Raw genomic sequence first — 20,103 nt, 5'->3', positions numbered from 1 at the left:
GCGTTTCGCCGCAAGACCCCGCCGGCATTGTCGCCGGATCGAGGCGAAATCAGCCTGCTTTCAAGGCGTTGCACCGTCCGTCACCGATGACCGCCGCCGGCTACTGCATATTTCCTTAAATCGGATACAATTTAAGGAAACATGCAGCGATTCAAAGTGCTACAGCGACTTTTGCGCGCCTGATAAGACGCGCCGCGCTGTAGGCGGTTCATGTCAGCGGCGTCCAGCTTCCATCGCTGTTGCGGCAGGCCGTGCCGCGCGCGGTTGTCGTCTGGCCCTTCACTGTCACAGTATGGCTGTATTGACGGCAGTTCTGCGACCCGACCTGATAGGGGGCGGCCGCCACAACGGAGCCGCTGAGATTGCGCCCTTCCCAAGCGACCGGCTGGCCGCCCGGCGCCGCCTCGAGCGCGCGATACTCCGCCTCGAGAGCCCGTTGCCGATCCGATTTGCTGAGATCAACACCCCCGAGGCGCGCAATGATGCCGCCCTGCAACGCCTCGATATAGGCTGCCGACGACACGCCGCGCGTCGAGCTCGCACCAAGACCGGCGATCGCCACGCCGCGCTGGCCGGTTGAGGTTGTGCCGCAGCCGGCAAGCACCACGGTCGAAGCCACCACCGCGACCCTTCCGCCTGATGCGAAGGCCCGCGCCATCTCTGCGTAATTCCTCATGATACGCGACTACTCAATCCTTATTGGCCGGTGCCGCAAGCGCCTTCGGGATACCCCGTCAGCTCGCAACGCCTCTCGATTTCCTTTTTGCACCCTCCGCCCGTCGAGGCAACCGCCGCTAACCGGCGGCGGCATTTTCGGCTCCGGGTGTGACCGCCGGATCACGATGATCCCACTTTGCGGGTTTTGCCGCCTCCGTGTCAGACAGCAGCCGGCAGAACCAGCTTGGCCCGCAGCCCGCCCTCGTCGCGCCGGCTAAGTTCCACCGTGCCCTGATATTCCCCGACGATCTCACTTACGATCGAGAGCCCGAGCCCGGTGCCGGGCTTGCTCTCGTCGAGCCGCTTGCCACGCTTCATCGCCAGCGCAATCTGGTCGGGCTCGAGCCCGGGCCCGTCGTCGTCGATCTGGAGCACGATCCATTGGCGGCCAGGCTCCTTGCCGCGGGCGCCTTCCGGAGCCGGCTCGACATTGAGCCACACCTGATCATGCGCGTAGCGCGCGGCATTTTCGAGCAGGTTGCCGACCGTCTCTTCGACATCCTGCTGCTCCATCGCGAGCACCAGCCCCGGCGGCTCGACCGACAGGCTGAACTGCTTTTCCGGATTGAGCCGCCGCATCACCCGGACGATCCTTTCGAGCGCCGGCTGAGCCTCGGTCCTCGCCAGCACCGATCCTCGCTGCGCCGCAATCCTGGCACGGCTGAGATAGGACTGCACCTGCGTCTGCATGGCGTCCGCCTGCGCCCTGATCAGTTCGCCATGCGGCACTTCGAGGACGCGTGCCTCGTTGAGCAGCACCGCGATCGGCGTCTTCAGGGAATGGGCGAGATTGCCGACCTGCATGCGCGCGCGTTCGACGATGCGACGATTGCTGTCGATCAGCGCATTCACCTCGTTGGCAAGCGGCTGTATCTCGCGCGGAAACGCCCCGTCCAGCCGCTCGCTCTCGCCGGCGCGGATCTTTTCGAGCGACCGGCGCACCTGATCGAGCGGCTTCAGGCCGAACAGAATGGTCAGTGCGTTCACGCCGAGCCCGCCGAGGCCGAAGATCGAAAGCGCGATCGTCAGATTGCGGGTGAAGCGATCGATGTCCGCCTCCAGCACGTCGCGATTGCCGGCGACACGGAAGCGGGCGGCATGGCCCTGGATGTCGAGGACGACCTCGGTTTCGGCTACCTCGACCTCGTTCCCGAACGGGTCCTTGGTGGTGTAGAAGCGCTCATAGCGGATATCGAACGGCACCTCCTCGACGCTGGTTATCGGCAGTTTCGAGGTACCGAGCGAGGTCGATATCAGCGGAGGCGTATCGAATTCGCCGATGGGCTCGACGATCCAGTACCAGCCGGTCTGCGGCTGGGAAAAACGCAGGTCCCCGAGTTGGGGACTGCCCGACAGGGCTCCCTTTTCGTCGACCGAGATCGAGTTGATGACGTTATAGAGCTGCGCTCGCAGCAAATCCTGGAAGCCGCGTTCCGACCCTTGCCGGTAAAGGGCCGAGATGACCACCCCTATCACGACGAGGGCAACGACGGCCCAAACGGTCGAAACCGCCAGAACGCGTGCCGTGAGGGATCTAATGGCCATTGCCGGGTGCTTGCATCCGATATCCGAGGCCGCGCACCGTTTCGATTAGGTCGTTGCCGATTTTCTTGCGGAGCCGGCCGATGAAAACCTCGATCGTGTTGGAATCGCGATCGAAGTCCTGATCATACATGTGTTCAACCAGTTCCGTGCGCGAAACCACCTGCCCCATGTGGTGCATCAGATAGGAGAGCAGGCGGAATTCGTGCGAGGTGAGCTTCAGCGCTACGCCACCGACGGTAGCCTTGGAGCCCTTGGTATCGAGCCGCACCGGTCCGCAGACGATCTCCGAGCTTGCATGCCCCGCCGCGCGACGGATCAGCGCCCGGATACGGGCCAGCACCTCCTCGACATGGAAGGGCTTGGCCACATAGTCATCGGCACCGGCGTCGATGCCTGCCACCTTGTCGCTCCAGCGGTCGCGTGCCGTCAGGATCAGGACCGGCATGGTCTTGCCGTCGGCACGCCACTTCTCGAGCACGGTAATCCCGTCCATTTCGGGAAGACCGATATCGAGCACCACCGCGTCGTAAGGCTCCGCGTCGCCGAGGTAATGACCTTCCTCGCCGTCGAAGGCCTGATCGACGACGTAACCGGCTTCCTTCAACGCCTCGGCCAATTGCCTGTTCAGATTGGCGTCGTCCTCGACTATGAGAATGCGCATCTCTCGTTTACGTCCCTTCGCTGATGGGCCACATTGAGCGGCCTACATCGGCACCTTCACCGTCACCTTTTTCGGCCGGCCGCCATTCCCCGGGATTAGCACGGTTATAACGCACTGACCATCGCCCGTCGGCCGGGCGGAAAGCAACTCGCCGCCCGTTTCCGCCACGACCTGGGCGGCGGCAGCGCTGCAGTCACCAGCCGCACGGATGACAACCGGAGGCACGTTGAGGGCGGGCGGAGAGAAGCCCGCGAGGCCTGCGGCGAGCGCGGCTATGGTCAATGGTGAAGACATGAACGCACTTTCGACTTGGGAAGCACTATGGCAAAATCATTAACCGATACAGGCTGAATGGCAAATGAATGTCGGCCCGCACAACCGCGTGGGCCGCGGTGAATCGATTGTCCTCCATTTCGGCGAAAGCGACCAGAGATTGCAGGCGGTGTGAAGGAGGAAGCTTCACATGACTGGACGACGGATTCGCCCCCGCTGCAGCAAGCTCGAGGCCGAGTCGGCGGCTCGTTCGACCTTAAAAGGACAATGTCCCAGTTTCAGCAACCTGCGAATTTCGCGAATCCTTCGAGTCGCTTAGCCGCGCGTTTTCAAAGCTCGAATCCGCTGCTTCAGAAAATCGAATCGGGCGCTTGAGTGACGAATGCGGTTCTGGCCGCAAGCGAAGATACTTGCTCTGCGATCGAGGTTGGAAAGACGTTCCGGACATGAGGCCCCGACTGCTCCGATGTACGCTGTGGATGGCAGAAAATTAATCGATTAAAATATTCTTCAATCGTTTAAATGATTTAAACCACTGATTTACAAAGCCTTTGTGATGTGAAAAGGTCCTGCGCGTTCAACGTCTTGCTTAGGAGGACCGGATGCAGACACTCGCGAACAAGCCGCCCGTATCGCCGCAATCCAGGGTTCCGCAGTCGCTGCTCGATCGTTTCGAGAACGAGTGGCGCGAAATGCGCACGGCTGGCGAAGCTGCCCAAAAGCCCGTTCCGCCTGCAGAATAACTCTCCATTCACGAGCACCCGTCAGGGCGCTCATCCCCACTGCATCTTTCCTTAAATCCTGCCGATTTAAGGATAAGACGTGCAGCAATTCAAAGTACTATGACGACCTGCGTCTCTGACAGGACGCGCGGCGCTGTAGGACGCAAGCCTTGCGGGCCGCGCCACCGCGGCGGCCGCAAGGCTTTTTGCCAATCGGCAATTCCGTGCTACTCTCTTCCGATGCTAAGCGAAGAGATCGAAAAGCTGGCGCTGAGCCTCCCCGGGACTCAGGAGAATGCCCATTTCGGAACGCGGGACTTCCGTGTGGGCAACCGCATCTTCATGACCCTACCCGAGGCCGGCCGGGCGGTGTTCAAGTTCACGCCCGACCAGCAGCGCATGCTTCTCGAGATGGAGCCTGGCGCCTGTGCCGCCGTTCCCGGCGGCTGGGGCGCACGCGGCTGGACCTCTCTCTATTTCGTCGGCGTTGATGAGGAACTGGTTCGTCAGTCCATGGAAACCGCCTGGCGCAACGTCGCCCCCAAGAGCCTCGTCAAGAAGAACGGCCGTCATTGACGGACGTCCCCGCCCGCGAACGTTACTCCGCCGGCTCCCTGCCAACCTCCAGCGGCCAAGTCACCAGATAGTCCTCATAGTCTTCGATATCGATGCCGTCTTCGGCGACGGTGCGTCCGCGCACGGATATGCCCGCCGCATGCACGGTCTCCGGGTCGCCGGAGACGAGCGGATGCCACCAATAGAGGTCCCTGCCCTCGGCAAGGAGGCGGTAGCCACAGGTCGGCGGCAGCCAAGTGATCTCGTGCACCACCTCCGGCGTCAGTTGAATGCAATCCGGCACCGTCGCCCGGCGATTGTCATAGTCCTTGCAGCGACAGCTTTTGCCGTCCAGCAGCGTGCAGCGGATCGAGGTCCAGGCGATCTCGCCGCTATCCCAATCCTCGAGTTTGTTGAGACAACAGAGGCCGCAGCCGTCGCAGATACTCTCCCACTCGGCCGTCGTCATCTCTTCGAGACTCTTCGTCTTCCAGAAAGGCATTTCGCCCATTACGTCACACTTTCGTCAGTTCCACGCCAACATGGAAATTTCGCAGAAAATTGCCGGTTTTTTAAGGCCGATAGCGCGATATGCAAGTAGATTGGATTTTCGCGCCGTGCAAATATTGTGGTGGTGCAAGGAACCTTCTGGGACGTGAAAGCCGTGCAGGAACCGAAGAAAGAGGACAACCGGCCGAAGAGGCGACACATCTTTCTTCGGATCGATTCATGGATCGATTCGACGGTGTGGAACGCCGGGTTCCGGCTTGCCGAATGGTGGGAGGATACGACCATCTTCTTCCGCCGCTTTCGCGTGCGCGGCTGGAAGAGGGCGCTTTTCGAAGTACTCGGCGAGGGCATGACCTGGGGCACCGCCGGCTCGGTGCTGATGCTCGCCTTGGCCTTGCCGGCCTTCGAGGAGACCAAGGGCAACTGGCGCGCACAGAGCGACTTCGCCGTCACCTTCCTCGACCGCTACGGCAACGAGATCGGCCACCGCGGCATCATCCACGAGGATTCGGTCCCGATCGACGAACTGCCGGATCATCTCATCAAGGCGGTTCTTGCGACCGAGGATCGGCGGTTCTTCGACCACTGGGGTATAGACTTTCTCGGCCTCGCGCGCGCGATGACCGAGAACGCCCGTGCCGGCAATGTGGTCCAAGGCGGCTCGACGCTGACGCAGCAGCTTGCGAAGAACTTGTTCCTCACCAACGAGCGGACGATCGAGCGCAAGATCAAGGAAGCCTTCCTCGCCGTCTGGCTCGAATCCAATCTCTCCAAGAAGGAAATCCTCCGCCTCTACCTCGACCGCGCCTATATGGGCGGTGGCACCTTCGGGGCGGCGGCAGCCGCGCAGTTCTACTTCGGCAAGGCGATCACGGATATCAATCTTGCCGAGTCCGCCATGCTGGCCGGTCTCTTCAAGGCCCCGGCGCGCTATGCCCCGCACGTCAACCTGCCGGCGGCGCGCGCCCGGGCCAACGAAGTGCTGACCAACATGGTCCAGGGCGGGCTGATGACCGAGGGCCAGGTGATCGCCGCCCGCCTCAACCCGGCGACCGTCATTGACCGCGCCCAGGTGAAGGCGCCGGACTTCTTCCTCGACTGGGCCTTCGAAGAGGTCCAGCGCATTGCTGCCCCCTTCGCCCAGCATTCGCTGATCGTACGCACGACGATCGACATGGGACTGCAGCAGGCGGCCGAAGAAGCGGTCGAGTCGGGCCTCAGGCAATATGGCGAAAGCTACAAGGTGAAGCAGGGCGCGCTCGTCATGATCGAGAACGGCGGCGCCGTGCGCGCCATGGTCGGCGGCCGCGACTATGGCGAGAGCCAGTTCAACCGCGCCACCCGCGCGCTCCGCCAGCCGGGCTCGTCCTTCAAGGTCTATACCTACGCTGCCGCAATGGAAAAAGGCATGACACCCGAGACGGTCGTCGTCGACGCGCCGATCACCTGGCGCGGCTGGTCGCCGCAGAACTATGGCCGCAGCTATTCGGGCCGGGTGACGCTCATGAACGCGCTCGCGAGATCGATCAACACGATTCCCGTCCGCCTCGCCAAGGACAAGCTCGGCACCGACGTCATCGCGCAAACGGCTAAACGGATGGGTGTCGAGACGCCAATCCGCACGGACAAGACCATGCCGCTCGGCACTTCGGAAGTCACTGTGCTCGATCAGGCGACGGCCTACGCGGTCTTCCCCGCGGGCGGTTTCCAGTCGCGACGCCACGGCATGAGCCAGATTCTCAACTACGACGGCGACATCCTCTACGACTTTGCTCGCGACGCGCCGCCGGCACAGCGGGTGTTGAGCGAGCAGGCCGTCGCCTCGATGAACCGCATCCTGACGCAGATCCCCGTTATCGGCACCGCGCGGCGCGCAGCCCTCGACAATGGCCTCATCACGGGCGGCAAGACGGGGACGACACAAGCCTATCGCGACGCTTGGTTCGTCGGCTTCACGGGCGACTACACGACGGCTGTCTGGTTCGGCAACGACGACTACACCTCCACCGACGAGATGACCGGCGGCTCCCTGCCTGCCATGACCTTCAAGCGGCTGATGGACTATGCCGAGCAAGGCATCGAACACCGTCCGATTCCCGGCATCGAAATCCCGCCTCCCGAGAAATCGAAAGAGCAGCCGGCAGTCGCGGCCAAGCCGGACGAGAACGCCCTGCCGCCGCTCGTGCGTCCGCGATCGCTGTCCGCCGAGGTCACTCGGCTGTTGAAAAAGATCGAAGACACGTTCGAGAACGTCCCGCCGCTGAAGGCGCGCGAAAAGACCGGCGGCAAGGTGGCCGTGCTCGAAGCGCCGGACGAGGATACGGCGGCTCGCTCCAGGACAAACACGACAAACAATTGACTTCACAGCCGGAAATCCGTTCTCTGAGCCCCGAACCAAGTGACGCCGCCCGAGCGCCAGCAGGGTAAACGACACCTCATTCGATAGAGCCGCCTCTTGTTCCGAGTTCCCCTCCTCGTCGCCCTTGCCCTCATAGTCGCGTTCGCCGGCGGCATTGCTTCGGCCCTATGGGCTCTGAAAGCGACCGTCGGCTTCGGGTCGATCGCGATCGGTCCGTGGGTCGCCTTCCCCGAGGCGCAGACCGTCACGGCCGACCCCTATGCCAAAGCGCACCGCGCCCGCGCCGGCGAATTGCTTTACGGCGGCGCCGAGGGGCTGATGTTCACGGCCGCAACGGACGACAGTGGCGCGCGCCTCTCGGCCGCCTGTTCCTACGATATCTCCGGCATCACGCCGCCGGCACGCTTCTGGACCCTTTACGCGACGACCTCCGATGGGGCCACGCTGCGGCCGGGCCCGGAGGTGCCATCGGCGATCAATTCCTGGACGGTGCTTCGTGGCGCAGACAGTCGCTTCGTCATTCACGCCTCCCCTGCCGCCCAGCCCGGCAACTGGCTCGCCATCCGTCACATGGGCAACTTCCAGCTCGTACTAACGCTGCTCGACACGCCGACCGCCGGCTCTTCCGGACTGATCGACCTTGCCATGCCGAAGATCGTCAAGACCGGGTGCGGAGATGCGTAGCGTCCTATTCGCCATTCTCGTCGGCCTGGCCGGCGCCGCGCTTCTGCACATCATCATCGTGCTCGCACTGCCGCAGTTTACGGGTCGGGACGCCTATACACGGGTGCTCGGCCTGCTGGAAATGGACAGCTTCTTCCTCTTGACGACGGAACCGGGCCCGACGGGGCTCGACAACAAGGATCCCTTTCTGCGCACCGCCGCCTGCAGCTTCTCGCTGGGGGAAGCGCCAGTCCGACTCGTTGCCCGCGGCGCCGTACCGTTCTGGTCGCTTTCGATCTTCGACAGCGGCTCGAACGAAGTCTTCAGCATGAACGACCAGACGGCCGTGAACGGCAATCTCGATCTCGTTGTCGCCACGCCGATCCAGCTCGTCGAGCTGCGCAAATCGCCGCCGGAGGCGCTGGCACAATCAATCATGATCGAAATGAAGGACGAGGAAGGCTATGCGGTTCTTCGCGCACTGGCGCCCCTCGACAGCTTCGACGCACAGGTCCGCAACTTTCTCGCCGATTCGCGATGCGAGCCTTTTCAGAGATGATGGCGGGGAAGGAGGGAGGTGTTGGGACCACGCCGGCGGAATGGCGCGTCCGGCGGTAACGCCGGTACAGCCCGGCGGGCCAACCTCCGGCCGTGCAGCGGTTACTGCTTCTTGACCTGCCTATCCGTCGGAGCGGTGGGCTGTGGCCCGCGGCCATCGAGGCGTTCGTAACGAATACCGGTGAAGAACAACACTTTAGCGCCGCCCGTCGTGACGGGGCGCCTTCGCGGTCGTTTGGGCTTGCGGTCCTGCATTCTGATTACGTCTGCCATGCTCGTCTCCATAATTCCATGAGACGGATGAACTACCGTACAGATTTCACCCTGCCCGCTTGCGGGCTGACGCATTTCCCGGGCCACCGTCCGGACAGACGCGCCTTTCTCACTCACTCCTTCTTCCGGTTTCCCGGATGTCGTTCGTTTCGGTCACGAGATGCGAAGCCGATAATAGCCCGCTCGCCCCGATTGAGCCACAGCCTGGTTAACCCTTTCTTAATCCGGGCCGCGGCACATTAACCTCCTGCAAATCCACGTTGCGCAAGAGCGCGTCTCGTGCGGTTCACTCCCGTATCATGGTGATTTTGGTCGGATCGATCCGCTCTAGCGTCTCGCAAGCAACCCGAAGAGGAAAGACACTCCGGCGACCGTCAGCAGTGTCGAGATCGGATCTTCGCGAACGCGCTCTCGCACGCGCTCGGTCATCAGTTCCGCCTCCCCCTGCACGACCGCCTTGGCACCGGTGCCGATGGCCGTGACCGTTTCCGTCAGTCGGCTGATCTCGGCTCTGAGATCGGCAATCTGCATCTCCAGTTCGGCTTGGGTCGGTGGTGGCCGTTTTTCGGTCTCCGCTTCGACGTCAACCGTCGCCAATTTCTTTTCTACCATGTTTTCGCTCCCTCCGTTGCGCGGTTTCAAACGCATCGAAATCGGATTTGGTTCCGGTGAGAACGACGCAATCGTCGAGGAAAAGGAGCGGCGCGCCAACCACATCAAGTCACGATGCGTCTGGGTTGCACCAGGGCAGAAGTCAGTTGTTTTCTTCCGAATGGTCAAGGCGGAAACGTTGGCGGAAAACCGCCCGCGTTTTCGCCTCCTGCTCTAGTCGTCTTCACACCGGAAGTCGCCAAGGGCACATTCCGTGTCATTTCTCGGAGCGTAACGGCGCTCGGCGCGCGGCTCGTCCCATTCGCTGAGATCGTCTTCGTCGACTCGTCGCCGCCACCGATCATCGTCGCGGCGACGCTCCCACTCGCGCCGCTCTCGCTCGCGGGCGCTCTCCCACTCTCTCCGCTGATCCTCGCGCCGGCGCTCCCAGTCGCGTTCACGGCGCTCCTCGACCCAATCGGTGTCGCCTCGCCAGCGGTCGCGATCACGATAGAAGTCGCGTCCGCGGTAGTAACGATCCCAATAACGATCGAACTCGAAAGCGACCGTCGGGATACCCAGCGGGCGATAATATTCCGGTTCCACATAGACCCGGTTGCTGCGATAGACGGCCTGCACGTATCGTCCTGCAACCCAGCCGCGACCGCCGTAAAAGGATACGTCGCACCAGGGGCGGTCAGCGAGGCAGCCGTGGATTTCCACAGCTTCTCCCGCGGGGATGACGGTCACGGCCGGGTAGCGGGTGCTTGGGCCCGATCGCATATTGACGTTGGCAGTGGCGAAGCCTTCAGCAGCCGAGGCAAGCGCGGGCATCGCAAGGAGGGCGCCTACCGCCGCCAGCTGCAACGACATTTTCTTCACAGATCAAATCTCCCATGGGACGGCCGCACCGGCCTCTTCTTCGGCGAAGGCGAATCGTCCTTCACCGTCAGCGAAATCAATTGGAAGCGCTTGTGGACTTTTTATGGCTGAGCGGGCGTCCTCGCGCCGAGCCCTTCTTGCCCGTCATGAGAATGACGCAAGCCTGAATAAAGCCCCAACGTCCATAGTTAATGCTACGCTAACGTTTTCAATCTACTTTTAAGGACGTGTGCCGTTCCGAGCCATCGGCAATGGCGTCATGCTTTTCGTACTAGGACATGTCGTGACGAACCGGTTTCGTGAGTTGGAACGGCCGCAGACGGGCCGGTTGAAGGACGTCGTGCTGATGGCGACCGTCACCGGCTTCGAGAGCCTTCGCATCCCGAGCAAGTCCGACATGAAGCAGTTCGCCGAACTGTTCGAGCCGCTCTTCCTCGGCTCCAGCAACGAAGCCCGTCGCCAGGCGGCGGCGGCTCTTTCGCAATGCCCCCAAGTGCCGGAAGCTGTAGCCCTTCTAATAGGCAGCATGCCGATCTCTATCGCGGCGATCTTCCTCACCCGCTCGAAGGCAATCTCCGATCGCGTGCTCGTTTCTATCATACGCCAGCAAGGGCCGGCGCATGCCGGCGCGATCGCGCGCAGGGAGGATCTCTCTCCCTCGATCGTAGACGCCTTGGTCGAACATCACCAGTCCGCGCCTTCCGCCAATCGCTCCAACGATGAAATCGATCGATCCGCGCCACCGCCGATGCCGGCTCCGGCAACTGCGGCGGACCGCGAAGAAAAGCTGCGCGAAGAAATCAAGGCGTTGGCACGCGCCGGAAAGAGGGAACGCAACGACGCTGCGCAGGTCCAGCCCGTCGACGAGCTTCATTGCGCGCTGCTCATGCGATTTGCGCGCAGCGGGGAAACGGCTCTGTTCGCCGCTGCCTTGGCCGACGCCCTCGGGGCAAGCCGCGGGCTCGCCGAGCGCATCCTGCTCGACGTCTCCGGCCAGCAGCTCGCCGCGACGCTTTCCGCCCTCGCCTTCCCCGCCGACGAGATGGCCAGCCTACTCGTCGCCCTCTACCCGCATCTTTCCGAGAGGCTCGGCGGCGGGAGCCGCGTCGAGAACCTGATCAGAGACATCGATCAAGGCGCGAGTATCGAACGCGTGGAGGCTTGGCTTCGCGCCGATGGCAAGGGAGCGAGACCGCCCCGTCACGAGGGCCAGTTCGCGGAAAATCGGACCTCCGACCCACGCCGGCAGGAGACCCGCCCCGCGGCAGGTCACGGCAATATAGCCCAGCCGCAGCGGGGTGTTGGCCGGCGTTAGCAGCGGATGCTGATAGGCACGGCTCCGCGCCGCGGGTCAGCGGAGAGGATTGGCGGTATCGTCCACGAGATTGAGCAGCCCGGTGCAATCGTCGAGTTCGATCTCGATGATCCAGCAGTCCGGATCGAAGCGGATTTCCGACGAAAGTGCGCGGTCGATGATCCCCGCCTCCACGTCCCGCAGCCGCACCTCGAACTTGCGCGTCGTGTCGCCTTCCTCCTCGAAGAAGTTCTGCGGCGCCGGCGCATAAAGCGTCTCGGTTCCAACCCGCGTGCGCTGGCGGATGAAGATGGCGCCAGCCTCTTCCGCCCCCTTCCGCAACACGGCCGCGTAGCCGCCCCGTGCAAAAGCATGGCGCAAGAGCGAGGAGACGAAGATGTGGGATTTGAGCCGCATTCGAGGCTGATACACGCCGGACCGGCGAGATGCAAACGAGAGGGCGAGAAAACGATGCTTACTTCCCGATGGTTCAGAGTGCTCCGATTTCCTTGAGCTTCTTGAGAACCTTGGCATTGGGCTCACCGGTCTGTGGAAGCCGGTAGTGCTTCTCGAAATGGCGGATGGCGGCACGCGTCTGATCGCCGGCGACGCCGTCCACGACGACATCCGCATAGGCGAGATTGCTCAGTCCTTTCTGAATGTTCATGACCATCTCGCTCGAAACCGGAACTTCCGCGGGCGGAGCGAGCGTGTTGTCCTTCTCGGCACTGCGGATCGCCGCCGCGACGGGGTCAGCAGCGGCCGGCGCGGTCTTCGGGTCGGAATAGGGGCGACTGTCGGGCGTGGCGACCGGCGGTGAGCCGCTCGCAGCACGCAGCGCTTGCAGCAAAACGGTGCTCGGCGCCCCCGTCTCCATGAGCCCGGCCTGTTTCTCGAAGCGAAGGATTGCGGCCGCGGTTCTCGGACCGCTACGGCCGTCGGGGGCGCCGTCATAGAGGCCGAGCCTCACCAGTTCTCGTTGGATATTCGCGACCAATGCCGAACTCGTCGCGGCAGGCGTATTGGATACAGCTTCCGTCGATGACGGCGCCTGCGGTTCGGATGCCGGCTTCTCGGCAGTAGCGATCGCGTCGTCGACGGTCTCCGTCTTCGCCTCGCCTTCACGCTCTATGACGAAGGTCGTCACGTTGCGCGGTTTGACCGCCTCGCCGTTAGCGGCGGCCAACCGCGCGGCGACTTCGGGGCTCACGAGGGGGACGCGTGTTCGCAGAAGCGGCGAGGGATGGGTGCCGTTCTGGTACCACATGGCGTTTGCGGCGACGAAACTGAAAACAACGGCGAAGACCGCCGAGCCGCCTGCGCTGATCGGATGGCGAGAGATCAAGCGGCCGACGAGCACCAGGCCGCGACCGGCGAGAGCCAGGCCGCGCAGAGCAACGCCGCTGCCGTGGCGCGTCGCCCTCTTCCGCTCAGGCTGTTTTCGCTTGCGCGGAGCCATGTGCCCTTTCCTTGCCTGTTCCTTCACCTTGGAGTGCCGTGGCCGGCACCGGCTTCCCCTGGTCGCTCTTTCTTTCGTCGCGTCCCTTCAGCCGCGGCGGAAACTCCACCGTGACAGGGCCCGCGTGCCTTGCATCGGCGATGTCGAAACCCTCGCGCGGGATCGAGACCACGACCACGGTTCCCTCCCCTTCGGAGCTCCGGATCGAGACATTTCCGCCGTGCAGTTCCGCCAGTCCCTTGACCAGCGACAGGCCGAGCCCGGTGCCCTCATAGCGGCGCGTATAGTCATTCTGAATCTGGACGAAAGGTTGGCCGAGCATCTGCAGCTTGTCCTCGGCGATGCCAATTCCCGTATCGCTGACGGTGACCTTCAGCATGGCTCCGTCGAGTTCGGCATCAACGGTGACAAGCCCGCCAGGATCCGTGAACTTGATGGCATTGCCGACAAGGTTGATCAGTATCTGCTGGAAGGCGCGCTGGTCGGCATTTATTTCGCCTACCGAGCGCATGATGCGGCTTGCCAGTCTCACGCCTTTTTCGCGCGCCTGGTGCGACAGCATGGCCTCGCAGGCGGCGATCGCCTCGGCCACACGGAAGGGTTCGCGGAGAAGTTCGTAGCGGCCGGCTTCGATCTTGCTCACGTCGAGCATCGTGTTGACGACGGAAAGAAGATGCGTACCGGACCGGTGGATCAACGACACGTATTCGCGCTGGCGATCGTTCTCCAGCTTGCCGAAATATTCCGCCGCGAGAACATCGGAAAAGCCAAGAATGGCATTTAGCGGCGTGCGCAGCTCGTGGCTGACGGCGGCAAGGAAGCGGGTCTTGGCGTCGTTTGCCGACTCGGCATGCTGAGCCTTCGCCGCCGCCTCCGCTCTCAGGCGCGCTTCTTCGGAGATGTCGCGGGACTGGGCGACGATCGCAAGCAGCCGCCCTTCGGCGTCCCGCAGCGGTGTCATCTCGCAGCGCATATAAGCGAATTGAGGCCCTTCGGCGGGTACCGAGATCCGTTCGAGCCGGAAATCGACGGCAGCCCGATCGCTTTCCTGGCGCAGCGAATCGAGCGCGCTCAGGAAGGCGATGCGATCCGACACGTGAATCTGTTTTATGAATCCGCGTCCATGGGGATCGCGTATCAGTTTCAGATGCTCCCCGGCATCGCGACCATGGACGGACAGGACGTGCCCGCGGGCGTCGTGGACAGTCACGAGGCCGGCAAAAAGATCATAAGCGGCGGAGAGGTCCGACAATTCCGCGCACAGCGTCGAATCCTGCTCGACCGAGGACGATGTCCGGCCGGCGGCAATCGCCGCGGCTGCTGCCAGCAGGGAAGCGGAGGCCCACAGTGCGGTTCCCGCAGGCAACGCCGCGGACACCGGCAATGCCACCGTCAGAGCCAAGGGCACGATCGGCAAGGCGGTCAACGAAATGGCCGCGACAGCACGCAGGCGCCTGAAATCTCGGCGCGGGACTGCAGCATAGGCGGCGCTGCGCGGCATCCAAGGTGCGGCCGTTTCATCCACGCGGGATGCCCATTTGCCAGCCATGTTACGCAATACACTCACACTTGCCCTGCCGCCTTGTTGTTTTTGCGAGGCAGTTCTGGGCCCCGCGCAACGGCGCGGGCGGATCGCCTCGTGATGATCCGAATCTCGCATTACCGACTTAATGAAAGAATAAGCGGGCGGCCCCGGAAGGCAGGTCCGACACTCGAAAAATCCCGTTTTGAGGCAGTTTGGACGAGCTTTGTCTGTTGTGGTTAACGCCGCGTAAGCGGCGGATTTTCGTGGATTTTTCGCTTTCCGTTAATGATTTGGGCAGGCGGCGGCGATATCGGTACCGAGAGCTCAGGGCCTGATCTCGACAATCATGCCACGAACCTTAACGGCGGTCGCTAAAATGCGAAGAAAACCGACCATGTGAAAAAGCCGAGATCATGCTTTCCATTAAAATTTGAAGCAAATCCCGTTGTTTTTGGAAAAACGGCCTTGTGATTCCCGCTCTACAGTCGCCGGCAAGACATGAGCGGGCGGTATCAACCGAAATATCGACGCTCTGCCGGTGCGGCGCATGAAAGAGCGGAAACAGCCGCGGCGAAACAGAGGATAGGCAGAAGATGTGGTTTCTCGTAAAGGCGACATTCTGGTTTTCGCTGGTGCTCGTGCTGCTGCCGTTTCTCGATCCTTCGAGCAACGCCAAGCTCGAGCATGGTCCGAAGGTGGAGATCGGCGACACCTTTTCCGCCGCCAACGAGGCGTTCCAATATATAAGCGCGATCTGCATCCAAAAGCCGGACGTCTGTGAAAAAGGCGCGGAGACCTTCGTCGCCCTTGGCCATCGTGCCCGTGAGGGTGCCCGCATCGCCTACGAATTCCTCGACACGCAGTTCGCCGAAACCGATACGGGCGTGCCGGACGCCAAGATCATGACCGGTACGGTTACGCCGGAGGCGAGCGTTCCCGCCGAAGAAACGGCTGGCGGCGTCTTGCCGACCTTCAAGCGCACGCCCGTCCCGGAAAGGCGCCTCGATCCCACGGCCACGGTGGCGAAATAGATTTGCTTCCAGTCCCAACTGCCCGACTATAGCCGCTCTTGCGGCCGCCGCGAGGGCACGGTTCCTCTGCGGCGCTTTCTTTTTCTTTGCACAGCGGGCAGGAATCCGGGCGGTTCGCCTCGAAAACACGATTGACTGTTCTCTTTGCGGCCCGCATCCCCTATATGAGGGATGAGCATCCCATTTCGCGACCGGCCTGGCGCGGGATCGCAAGAGGGTATTTCGTGCGAACGACGATCGTTCGCGGCGCCGACAGTCGGACCAGCTATGATTTCACTTAACCAGATCATCGATGACTTCGCCTTCCTCGACGAGTGGGAGGACCGCTACCGCTACGTCATCGAGCTGGGCAAGAGCCTGCCGGAAATGCCTGAAGCCTTGCGAACGAGCGAGAACAAGGTTCAAGGCTGCGCGAGCCAGGTGTGGCTCGTGACTCATACCGCCGGCGATCCTGAGGACCCGGTTCTGACCTTTGAGGGCGAATCGGACGCTCACATCGTTCGTGGCCTGGTGGCCATCGCCCTTGCCATCTTCTCAGGCAAACGCGCATCCGAGATCGCCAGAATCGACGCCCTCGACACCTTCGGCAAGATCGGCCTGATCGAGCATCTGTCGTCGCAGCGCGCCAACGGTCTGAGATCAATGATCCGACGAGTCAAGAACGAGGCCGAGGTCCGCCTCCCGGCCTGATTTCCGTATAAACCGGGCCGGGATGGTGCGGTCGTCCTTCCAGCGCAGACGAAAAAAGGCCGGACTGATTCAGCCGGCCTTCACTGGCGCAAGCTTCGCCGCCACACAGACTTGTTCATCCGAGTGGGGCATAGTTCCTGCCGGCGGTGGCTCGCCGCGCGACGCGGTCGAGCCTGCGGGGATCATTTGCCGCGGCGCTTGCGACGCTGGCCGAGGCCCATTTCCTTGGCAAGACGCGAACGGGCTTCCGCATAGGCCGGTGCTACCATGGGATAGTCGGCGGGCAGATCCCACTTCTCGCGATACTCTTCCGGCGACAGGTTGTGGTGGGTCATCAGATGCCTCTTCAGCGACTTGAACGTGCCGCCGCATTCGAGGCAGGTGATCTGGTCGTCCTGCACCGACTTGCGCACCGAGACCGCGGGCTTCGGCTTCTCCACCGGAACCACCACGGGCGCGGGAGCCGTCGTGTTGTTGAGCGCCGAGTGAACGTCGGCTATGAGCGTCGGAAGCTCGGCAACGGGAACCACATGGTTGCTTACATAGGCGGCGACGATCTCCGCCGTAAGCTCAACCAGGAGTTCATTGCTCGCACCGAGCGAAGTTTCTGTCATTCTTTTTCTCCTATCGGAATCCAGCAATTAGCCCTGAAACCCGGTTTCAGGGGAGGATGCGCAAAATGCCGCCGAACGGCGGTTGCCACCTCGGAACTGACCGCTAATCGCGCGACGGGAGACCGTGGTTTCGCCGCAACATCAAGGCTCGAATTGCAACAGGGAAATCCGTCACCAAGGCACCGCTGCGGCTGGCACCTCAAAGCAACGGACAGCATCACAACTCAAGCTGGAATTTCAGTTCAAAGTATATTCCACAACGACACTTTGCGTTTACTGCATTAACACTGATCGACGAAAAGTCCAAACATAATTTTTGCCCGAAGGCAGCAACTTTATTCCAAAGTGCTAAAATTGCAGTGAGCGCGAAAATTCTCCTGAAATACAGAATCAGAAATGCTGCCGATCAATGGCGCCGCGCCTCTTCCTTTTGCGGAAGCTGATCTATCACCGACAGTTTCGTCATCCTGTAGCCCGCCTGATGGGCGGCTTTCGCCAGAAGATGGGCGGAAATCGGCGCCGTCAGCATGAAGAAAACAAATCCGGCGAGCGCGCGGACAAAGATCGCCACATCGAGCGAATGCAGCCCGGCGGCAAAGAGCAACAAGCCCGAGCCGACGGTTCCCGCTTTCGAGGCGGCATGCATGCGCGTGTACAGGTCCGGAAATCGGATGAGGCCGAGGGCTGCGAGGAGCGAGAAGCAAGCGCCGATGACGACGATCAACGCAACGATGGCAGCAACACCGCCATTGACTTGGCCCGTCATCGGCGTGCCCCCTTGCGTTTGCGGCGGCCCGCCTGCCCCGAACGAACCTGCTTCGACGATGGCTTTGCCGGCGGCGCCGCGGAGGCTCCCTCAGGCACGTGCTCCGGCGCGAGGCCGCGCACGAGGATGAAGCGGGCGAAGGCGACCGTCGCGAGAAAGCCGACGAGACCGAGGGCGATAGCGATATCGATGTAGAGGTTGAACCCGGTCCTGATCGCGATCACAGCAATGAGGCCGATCGCTATCGCCACCAGCATATCGAGCCCGAGTACCCGATCGGGCAGCGTCGGCCCGCGAATGATGCGCAATACCGTCATCAGCAATGCGAGAGCGAGGAGCACCAGCGCCAGGCCTGTGGCGGCGCTTAGAAGCGTAGCGGGCATCATCGTTCGAAGGCCTCCCGGATGCGCCGTTCGAAGCCGCGGGCAATGTCTTGCCTCAATGCGCCCGGATCGGCACAGTCGAGCGCATGGACATAAAGCACCTTGCGATCGTCCGACACGTCGACCGAAAGCGTGCCGGGCGTAAGGGTTATGAGATTGGCGAGCAAGGTGATCTCGAAATCGCCCTTGACCGTCAGCGGATAGGCGAAGATGCCGGGTTTCAGCGCCATGTTCGAGCGCATGACAAGAATGGCAACCTTCGTGGCCGAAACAGCGAGCTCCCTGAAGAACAGCAACGCGAGCAGCAGGATCCGCAACGGCCTCAGCGGATAGGTGACCGGGTGCAGCTCGCGCCGGATGAGCCAGAGCGACAGGGCGCCAGCGGCAAAGCCGAGAATGAGATTCGCGGGCGTGAAACTGGCACTGATCGCACCCCAGACGAGGGTGAAGACGAGATTGGTCAGCAGGAACTTCATTGCGAGCCTCCCGCGGGAAAGACCGAGTTCAGATAAGCCGAAGGCTCGGCAAGCCCCGCCGCCGCGCTCTGGATCGCCCTGAGCAACGGGTCGGGGTATAGGCCAATCAGGAGCGCCAGCAAGGTGAGCACGGCAAGCGGCGCCAGGCTTGCCGCGGAGACCGGCACCGCCTCTCCCGATTGATCGGCCGCCTCCCGCCAATAGGCGAAGAGGAACAGGCGTCCGGTGACGATCGTCGTGAGAAAGCCGGTCAGAAGGAGCGCGGCGGCCAGCCACCAAGCGCCGATGTCGAGAGCCGCCTTCACCAGCATGACCTTCGGCCAGAAGCCGGAAAAGGGCGGCAGGCCGGAGACGGCGAAGCACAGCATCAAAGTGAGCGCGGCAAAGCCGACATGCCTTCGATAAAGACCGGCGAGCGTTACGATCGAGGCACTTGCACCGAGACGCATGGCAATTCCCGAGGCGAAATAGAGGCCCGTCATCACCAGCATCGAATGCAGCGCGTAGAAGATCGCACCACCGACGCCGCCCGGACCGCCGACGGCAACGCCCGCGAGAATGGAGCCGATGCCCGAAACAATGAGATAGCCGAGGATACGGCGAAAATCCGTCTGGGCCAGCGCACCGAGAACGCCGACGATCATCGTCAGCGCGCCGGCAAGCGCTATGACGAAGCTCATTTCCTCCCTTTCAACCGGAAAAAGCATGACCGTCACCCGGATCAGCGCATAGATGCCGACCTTGGTGAGCAGGCCGGCGAAGAGCGCCGACACGACGACGCGCGGCGTGTGATAGGAGGCAGGCAACCAGAAATTCACTGGAAAAGCGGCTGCCTTCATTCCGAAAGCAAGGACATAAAGCCCGACCAGCGTCATCAGGGGAGCGCTGTCGCGCAGACTTTCGGCCTTGCGGGCGATGTCGGCCATGTTGAGCGTGCCGAAGACGGCATAGAGGTAGCCGGTCGCCACCAGGAAAAGCGTCGTGGCGACGAGATTCAGGAATCCGTATTTCACCGTACCATCGAGCTGTTCGCGCTCCGAGCCCAGCACCAGAAGGCCGAAGGACGAGATAAGCAGAACCTCGAACCAAACATAGAGGTTGAAGATATCCCCGGTCAGAAAGGCCCCGGAAACACCCGCCATCAACACCATCAGCAGCGGATAGAAACCATAACGCCGGCCGCTATCGTTGATGTCGGCAAGAGAGAAGACACCGGCGGCGAGCGCGACGGATGCCGCCACCAGGGCGAACAGCGCCCCGGTCAGGTCCACGGTGAAAGCAATGCCGAAAGGCGGCAGCCAGCGACCCATCACCATGGTCATCGGCCCGTTCGCGGCGACGCGTTCGAGGAGCAGCCCGTCGATCAGCACCAGCCCGGCCAATCCCGCAATAGCGATGACCGGCTGAAGACCGAGCGAGCGACGCAACATCACCAGCAGCGCGCCGACAGCCAGACACCAGCCGACCGGCAGGATCACCAGCCATTCGCTCGCCGTCGATGGCGCGAGGACCAGCGCGGCAGAAAGGTCGGCGGGAGGAGAGATCGAAGCAGCCAT

Annotated in this window: 24 protein-coding genes; 8 read left to right on the top strand and 16 right to left on the bottom strand. The window is 62.3% G+C overall.

Going from position 1 to position 20,103, the window contains the following annotated elements; translation table 11 throughout:
* Positions 1 to 208 precede the first annotated feature (208 nt).
* From AYK65_RS05160 to feuN, 4 genes are all read right to left on the bottom strand, one after another.
* Entirely contained in the window at positions 209 to 676 is a 468-nt protein-coding gene (locus AYK65_RS05160) for a hypothetical protein (protein ID WP_234706681.1), read from the bottom strand.
* A 200-nt stretch (positions 677 to 876) separates the two neighbouring features.
* Positions 877 to 2,262: a two-component system sensor histidine kinase FeuQ gene (feuQ, locus tag AYK65_RS05155; protein ID WP_026618654.1), complete on the bottom strand. Its 1,386-nt coding sequence runs from the start codon at positions 2,260 to 2,262 to the stop codon at positions 877 to 879.
* Positions 2,252 to 2,923, bottom strand: a complete 672-nt coding sequence (feuP, locus tag AYK65_RS05150; RefSeq protein ID WP_026612750.1) for a two-component system response regulator FeuP — start codon at positions 2,921 to 2,923, stop codon at positions 2,252 to 2,254. Before feuP ends, feuQ begins: the two co-directional genes overlap by 11 nt.
* Before the next feature lie 42 nt (positions 2,924 to 2,965).
* Positions 2,966 to 3,217: a two-component system FeuPQ modulator FeuN gene (gene feuN, locus AYK65_RS05145; RefSeq protein ID WP_026612751.1), complete on the bottom strand. Its 252-nt coding sequence runs from the start codon at positions 3,215 to 3,217 to the stop codon at positions 2,966 to 2,968.
* Between the two features lie 581 nt (positions 3,218 to 3,798).
* On the opposite strand from feuN, the gene AYK65_RS32325 reads away from it, so the two are divergent.
* The gene (locus AYK65_RS32325; protein WP_167549646.1) at positions 3,799 to 3,939 is read left to right on the top strand and encodes a hypothetical protein; all 141 of its coding nucleotides are present in this window, start codon (positions 3,799 to 3,801) and stop codon (positions 3,937 to 3,939) included.
* Between the two features lie 219 nt (positions 3,940 to 4,158).
* Complete coding sequence (locus tag AYK65_RS05140) at positions 4,159 to 4,494, top strand: MmcQ/YjbR family DNA-binding protein (protein ID WP_026612752.1); 336 nt, start codon at positions 4,159 to 4,161, stop codon at positions 4,492 to 4,494.
* A gap of 22 nt (positions 4,495 to 4,516) precedes the next feature.
* Here the strand turns inward: AYK65_RS05140 and AYK65_RS05135 are convergent, their stop codons facing one another.
* The gene (locus tag AYK65_RS05135) at positions 4,517 to 4,984 is read right to left on the bottom strand and encodes a YcgN family cysteine cluster protein (RefSeq protein ID WP_026612753.1); all 468 of its coding nucleotides are present in this window, start codon (positions 4,982 to 4,984) and stop codon (positions 4,517 to 4,519) included.
* Positions 4,985 to 5,128: 144 nt separating this feature from the next.
* Between AYK65_RS05135 and AYK65_RS05130 the strand changes: the two genes are divergently transcribed.
* From AYK65_RS05130 to AYK65_RS05120, 3 genes are all read left to right on the top strand, one after another.
* The gene (locus tag AYK65_RS05130; protein WP_026612754.1) at positions 5,129 to 7,342 is read left to right on the top strand and encodes a transglycosylase domain-containing protein; all 2,214 of its coding nucleotides are present in this window, start codon (positions 5,129 to 5,131) and stop codon (positions 7,340 to 7,342) included.
* Between the two features lie 96 nt (positions 7,343 to 7,438).
* Positions 7,439 to 8,026, top strand: a complete 588-nt coding sequence (locus tag AYK65_RS05125) for a DUF1214 domain-containing protein (protein ID WP_046118400.1) — start codon at positions 7,439 to 7,441, stop codon at positions 8,024 to 8,026.
* A complete protein-coding gene (locus AYK65_RS05120; protein ID WP_026612756.1) occupies positions 8,019 to 8,564 on the top strand; it encodes a DUF1254 domain-containing protein in 546 nt (181 codons plus the stop codon). The genes AYK65_RS05125 and AYK65_RS05120 overlap by 8 nt, the downstream gene beginning before the upstream one ends.
* Positions 8,565 to 8,665: 101 nt before the next feature.
* On the opposite strand, the gene AYK65_RS33810 is transcribed toward AYK65_RS05120, so the two are convergent.
* The 3 genes from AYK65_RS33810 to AYK65_RS05100 form a co-directional block, all read right to left on the bottom strand.
* Positions 8,666 to 8,911, bottom strand: a complete 246-nt coding sequence (locus AYK65_RS33810) for a hypothetical protein (protein WP_139015618.1) — start codon at positions 8,909 to 8,911, stop codon at positions 8,666 to 8,668.
* A 252-nt stretch (positions 8,912 to 9,163) separates the two neighbouring features.
* Positions 9,164 to 9,448 (bottom strand): hypothetical protein, encoded by a 285-nt coding sequence (locus AYK65_RS05110; protein ID WP_026612757.1) that lies wholly within the window; start codon positions 9,446 to 9,448, stop codon positions 9,164 to 9,166.
* Between the two features lie 213 nt (positions 9,449 to 9,661).
* The gene (locus AYK65_RS05100) at positions 9,662 to 10,300 is read right to left on the bottom strand and encodes an SH3 domain-containing protein (protein WP_420810240.1); all 639 of its coding nucleotides are present in this window, start codon (positions 10,298 to 10,300) and stop codon (positions 9,662 to 9,664) included.
* Positions 10,301 to 10,568: 268 nt separating this feature from the next.
* On the opposite strand from AYK65_RS05100, the gene AYK65_RS05095 reads away from it, so the two are divergent.
* Positions 10,569 to 11,624 carry a DUF2336 domain-containing protein gene (locus tag AYK65_RS05095; RefSeq protein ID WP_046118402.1) on the top strand — a complete coding sequence of 352 codons (1,056 nt, stop codon included), beginning with the start codon at positions 10,569 to 10,571 and terminating at the stop codon, positions 11,622 to 11,624.
* Between the two features lie 36 nt (positions 11,625 to 11,660).
* Here the strand turns inward: AYK65_RS05095 and AYK65_RS05090 are convergent, their stop codons facing one another.
* From AYK65_RS05090 to AYK65_RS05080, 3 genes are all read right to left on the bottom strand, one after another.
* The gene (locus AYK65_RS05090; RefSeq protein ID WP_046118403.1) at positions 11,661 to 12,020 is read right to left on the bottom strand and encodes a DUF1491 family protein; all 360 of its coding nucleotides are present in this window, start codon (positions 12,018 to 12,020) and stop codon (positions 11,661 to 11,663) included.
* 73 nt (positions 12,021 to 12,093) lie between these two features.
* Positions 12,094 to 13,062 (bottom strand): peptidoglycan-binding domain-containing protein, encoded by a 969-nt coding sequence (locus AYK65_RS05085; RefSeq protein ID WP_046118404.1) that lies wholly within the window; start codon positions 13,060 to 13,062, stop codon positions 12,094 to 12,096.
* Positions 13,034 to 14,611 carry a sensor histidine kinase gene (locus AYK65_RS05080; protein WP_081157990.1) on the bottom strand — a complete coding sequence of 526 codons (1,578 nt, stop codon included), beginning with the start codon at positions 14,609 to 14,611 and terminating at the stop codon, positions 13,034 to 13,036. The genes AYK65_RS05085 and AYK65_RS05080 overlap by 29 nt, the downstream gene beginning before the upstream one ends.
* Positions 14,612 to 15,180: 569 nt before the next feature.
* Here AYK65_RS05080 and AYK65_RS05075 point away from each other — a divergent pair.
* Together AYK65_RS05075 and AYK65_RS05070 are read left to right on the top strand one after the other, a co-directional pair.
* A complete protein-coding gene (locus tag AYK65_RS05075) occupies positions 15,181 to 15,618 on the top strand; it encodes a DUF5330 domain-containing protein (protein WP_046118405.1) in 438 nt (145 codons plus the stop codon).
* Positions 15,619 to 15,885: 267 nt separating this feature from the next.
* A complete protein-coding gene (locus AYK65_RS05070) occupies positions 15,886 to 16,308 on the top strand; it encodes a SufE family protein (RefSeq protein ID WP_081157989.1) in 423 nt (140 codons plus the stop codon).
* A 182-nt stretch (positions 16,309 to 16,490) separates the two neighbouring features.
* Here AYK65_RS05070 and mucR read toward each other — a convergent pair whose 3' ends face one another.
* The 5 genes from mucR to AYK65_RS05045 form a co-directional block, all read right to left on the bottom strand.
* Positions 16,491 to 16,922 (bottom strand): exopolysaccharide biosynthesis transcriptional regulator MucR, encoded by a 432-nt coding sequence (gene mucR, locus AYK65_RS05065; protein WP_026612766.1) that lies wholly within the window; start codon positions 16,920 to 16,922, stop codon positions 16,491 to 16,493.
* A 406-nt stretch (positions 16,923 to 17,328) separates the two neighbouring features.
* Entirely contained in the window at positions 17,329 to 17,688 is a 360-nt protein-coding gene (gene mnhG, locus AYK65_RS05060; protein ID WP_026612767.1) for a monovalent cation/H(+) antiporter subunit G, read from the bottom strand.
* A complete protein-coding gene (locus AYK65_RS05055) occupies positions 17,685 to 18,074 on the bottom strand; it encodes a cation:proton antiporter (RefSeq protein ID WP_046118406.1) in 390 nt (129 codons plus the stop codon). Before AYK65_RS05055 ends, mnhG begins: the two co-directional genes overlap by 4 nt.
* A complete protein-coding gene (locus AYK65_RS05050; RefSeq protein WP_026612769.1) occupies positions 18,071 to 18,547 on the bottom strand; it encodes a Na+/H+ antiporter subunit E in 477 nt (158 codons plus the stop codon). Before AYK65_RS05050 ends, AYK65_RS05055 begins: the two co-directional genes overlap by 4 nt.
* Positions 18,544 to 20,103, bottom strand: coding sequence for a Na+/H+ antiporter subunit D (locus tag AYK65_RS05045; RefSeq protein ID WP_046118407.1), 1,560 nt, complete (start codon positions 20,101 to 20,103; stop codon positions 18,544 to 18,546). The genes AYK65_RS05050 and AYK65_RS05045 overlap by 4 nt, the downstream gene beginning before the upstream one ends.

The sequence above is a fragment of the Ensifer aridi genome (assembly GCF_002078505.1).
GTDB classification, from domain to species: Bacteria; Pseudomonadota; Alphaproteobacteria; order Rhizobiales; family Rhizobiaceae; genus Sinorhizobium; species Sinorhizobium aridi.
The sequence above is the reverse complement of the archived record's forward strand: the minus strand, read 5'-3'. Positions and strand labels throughout refer to the sequence as shown.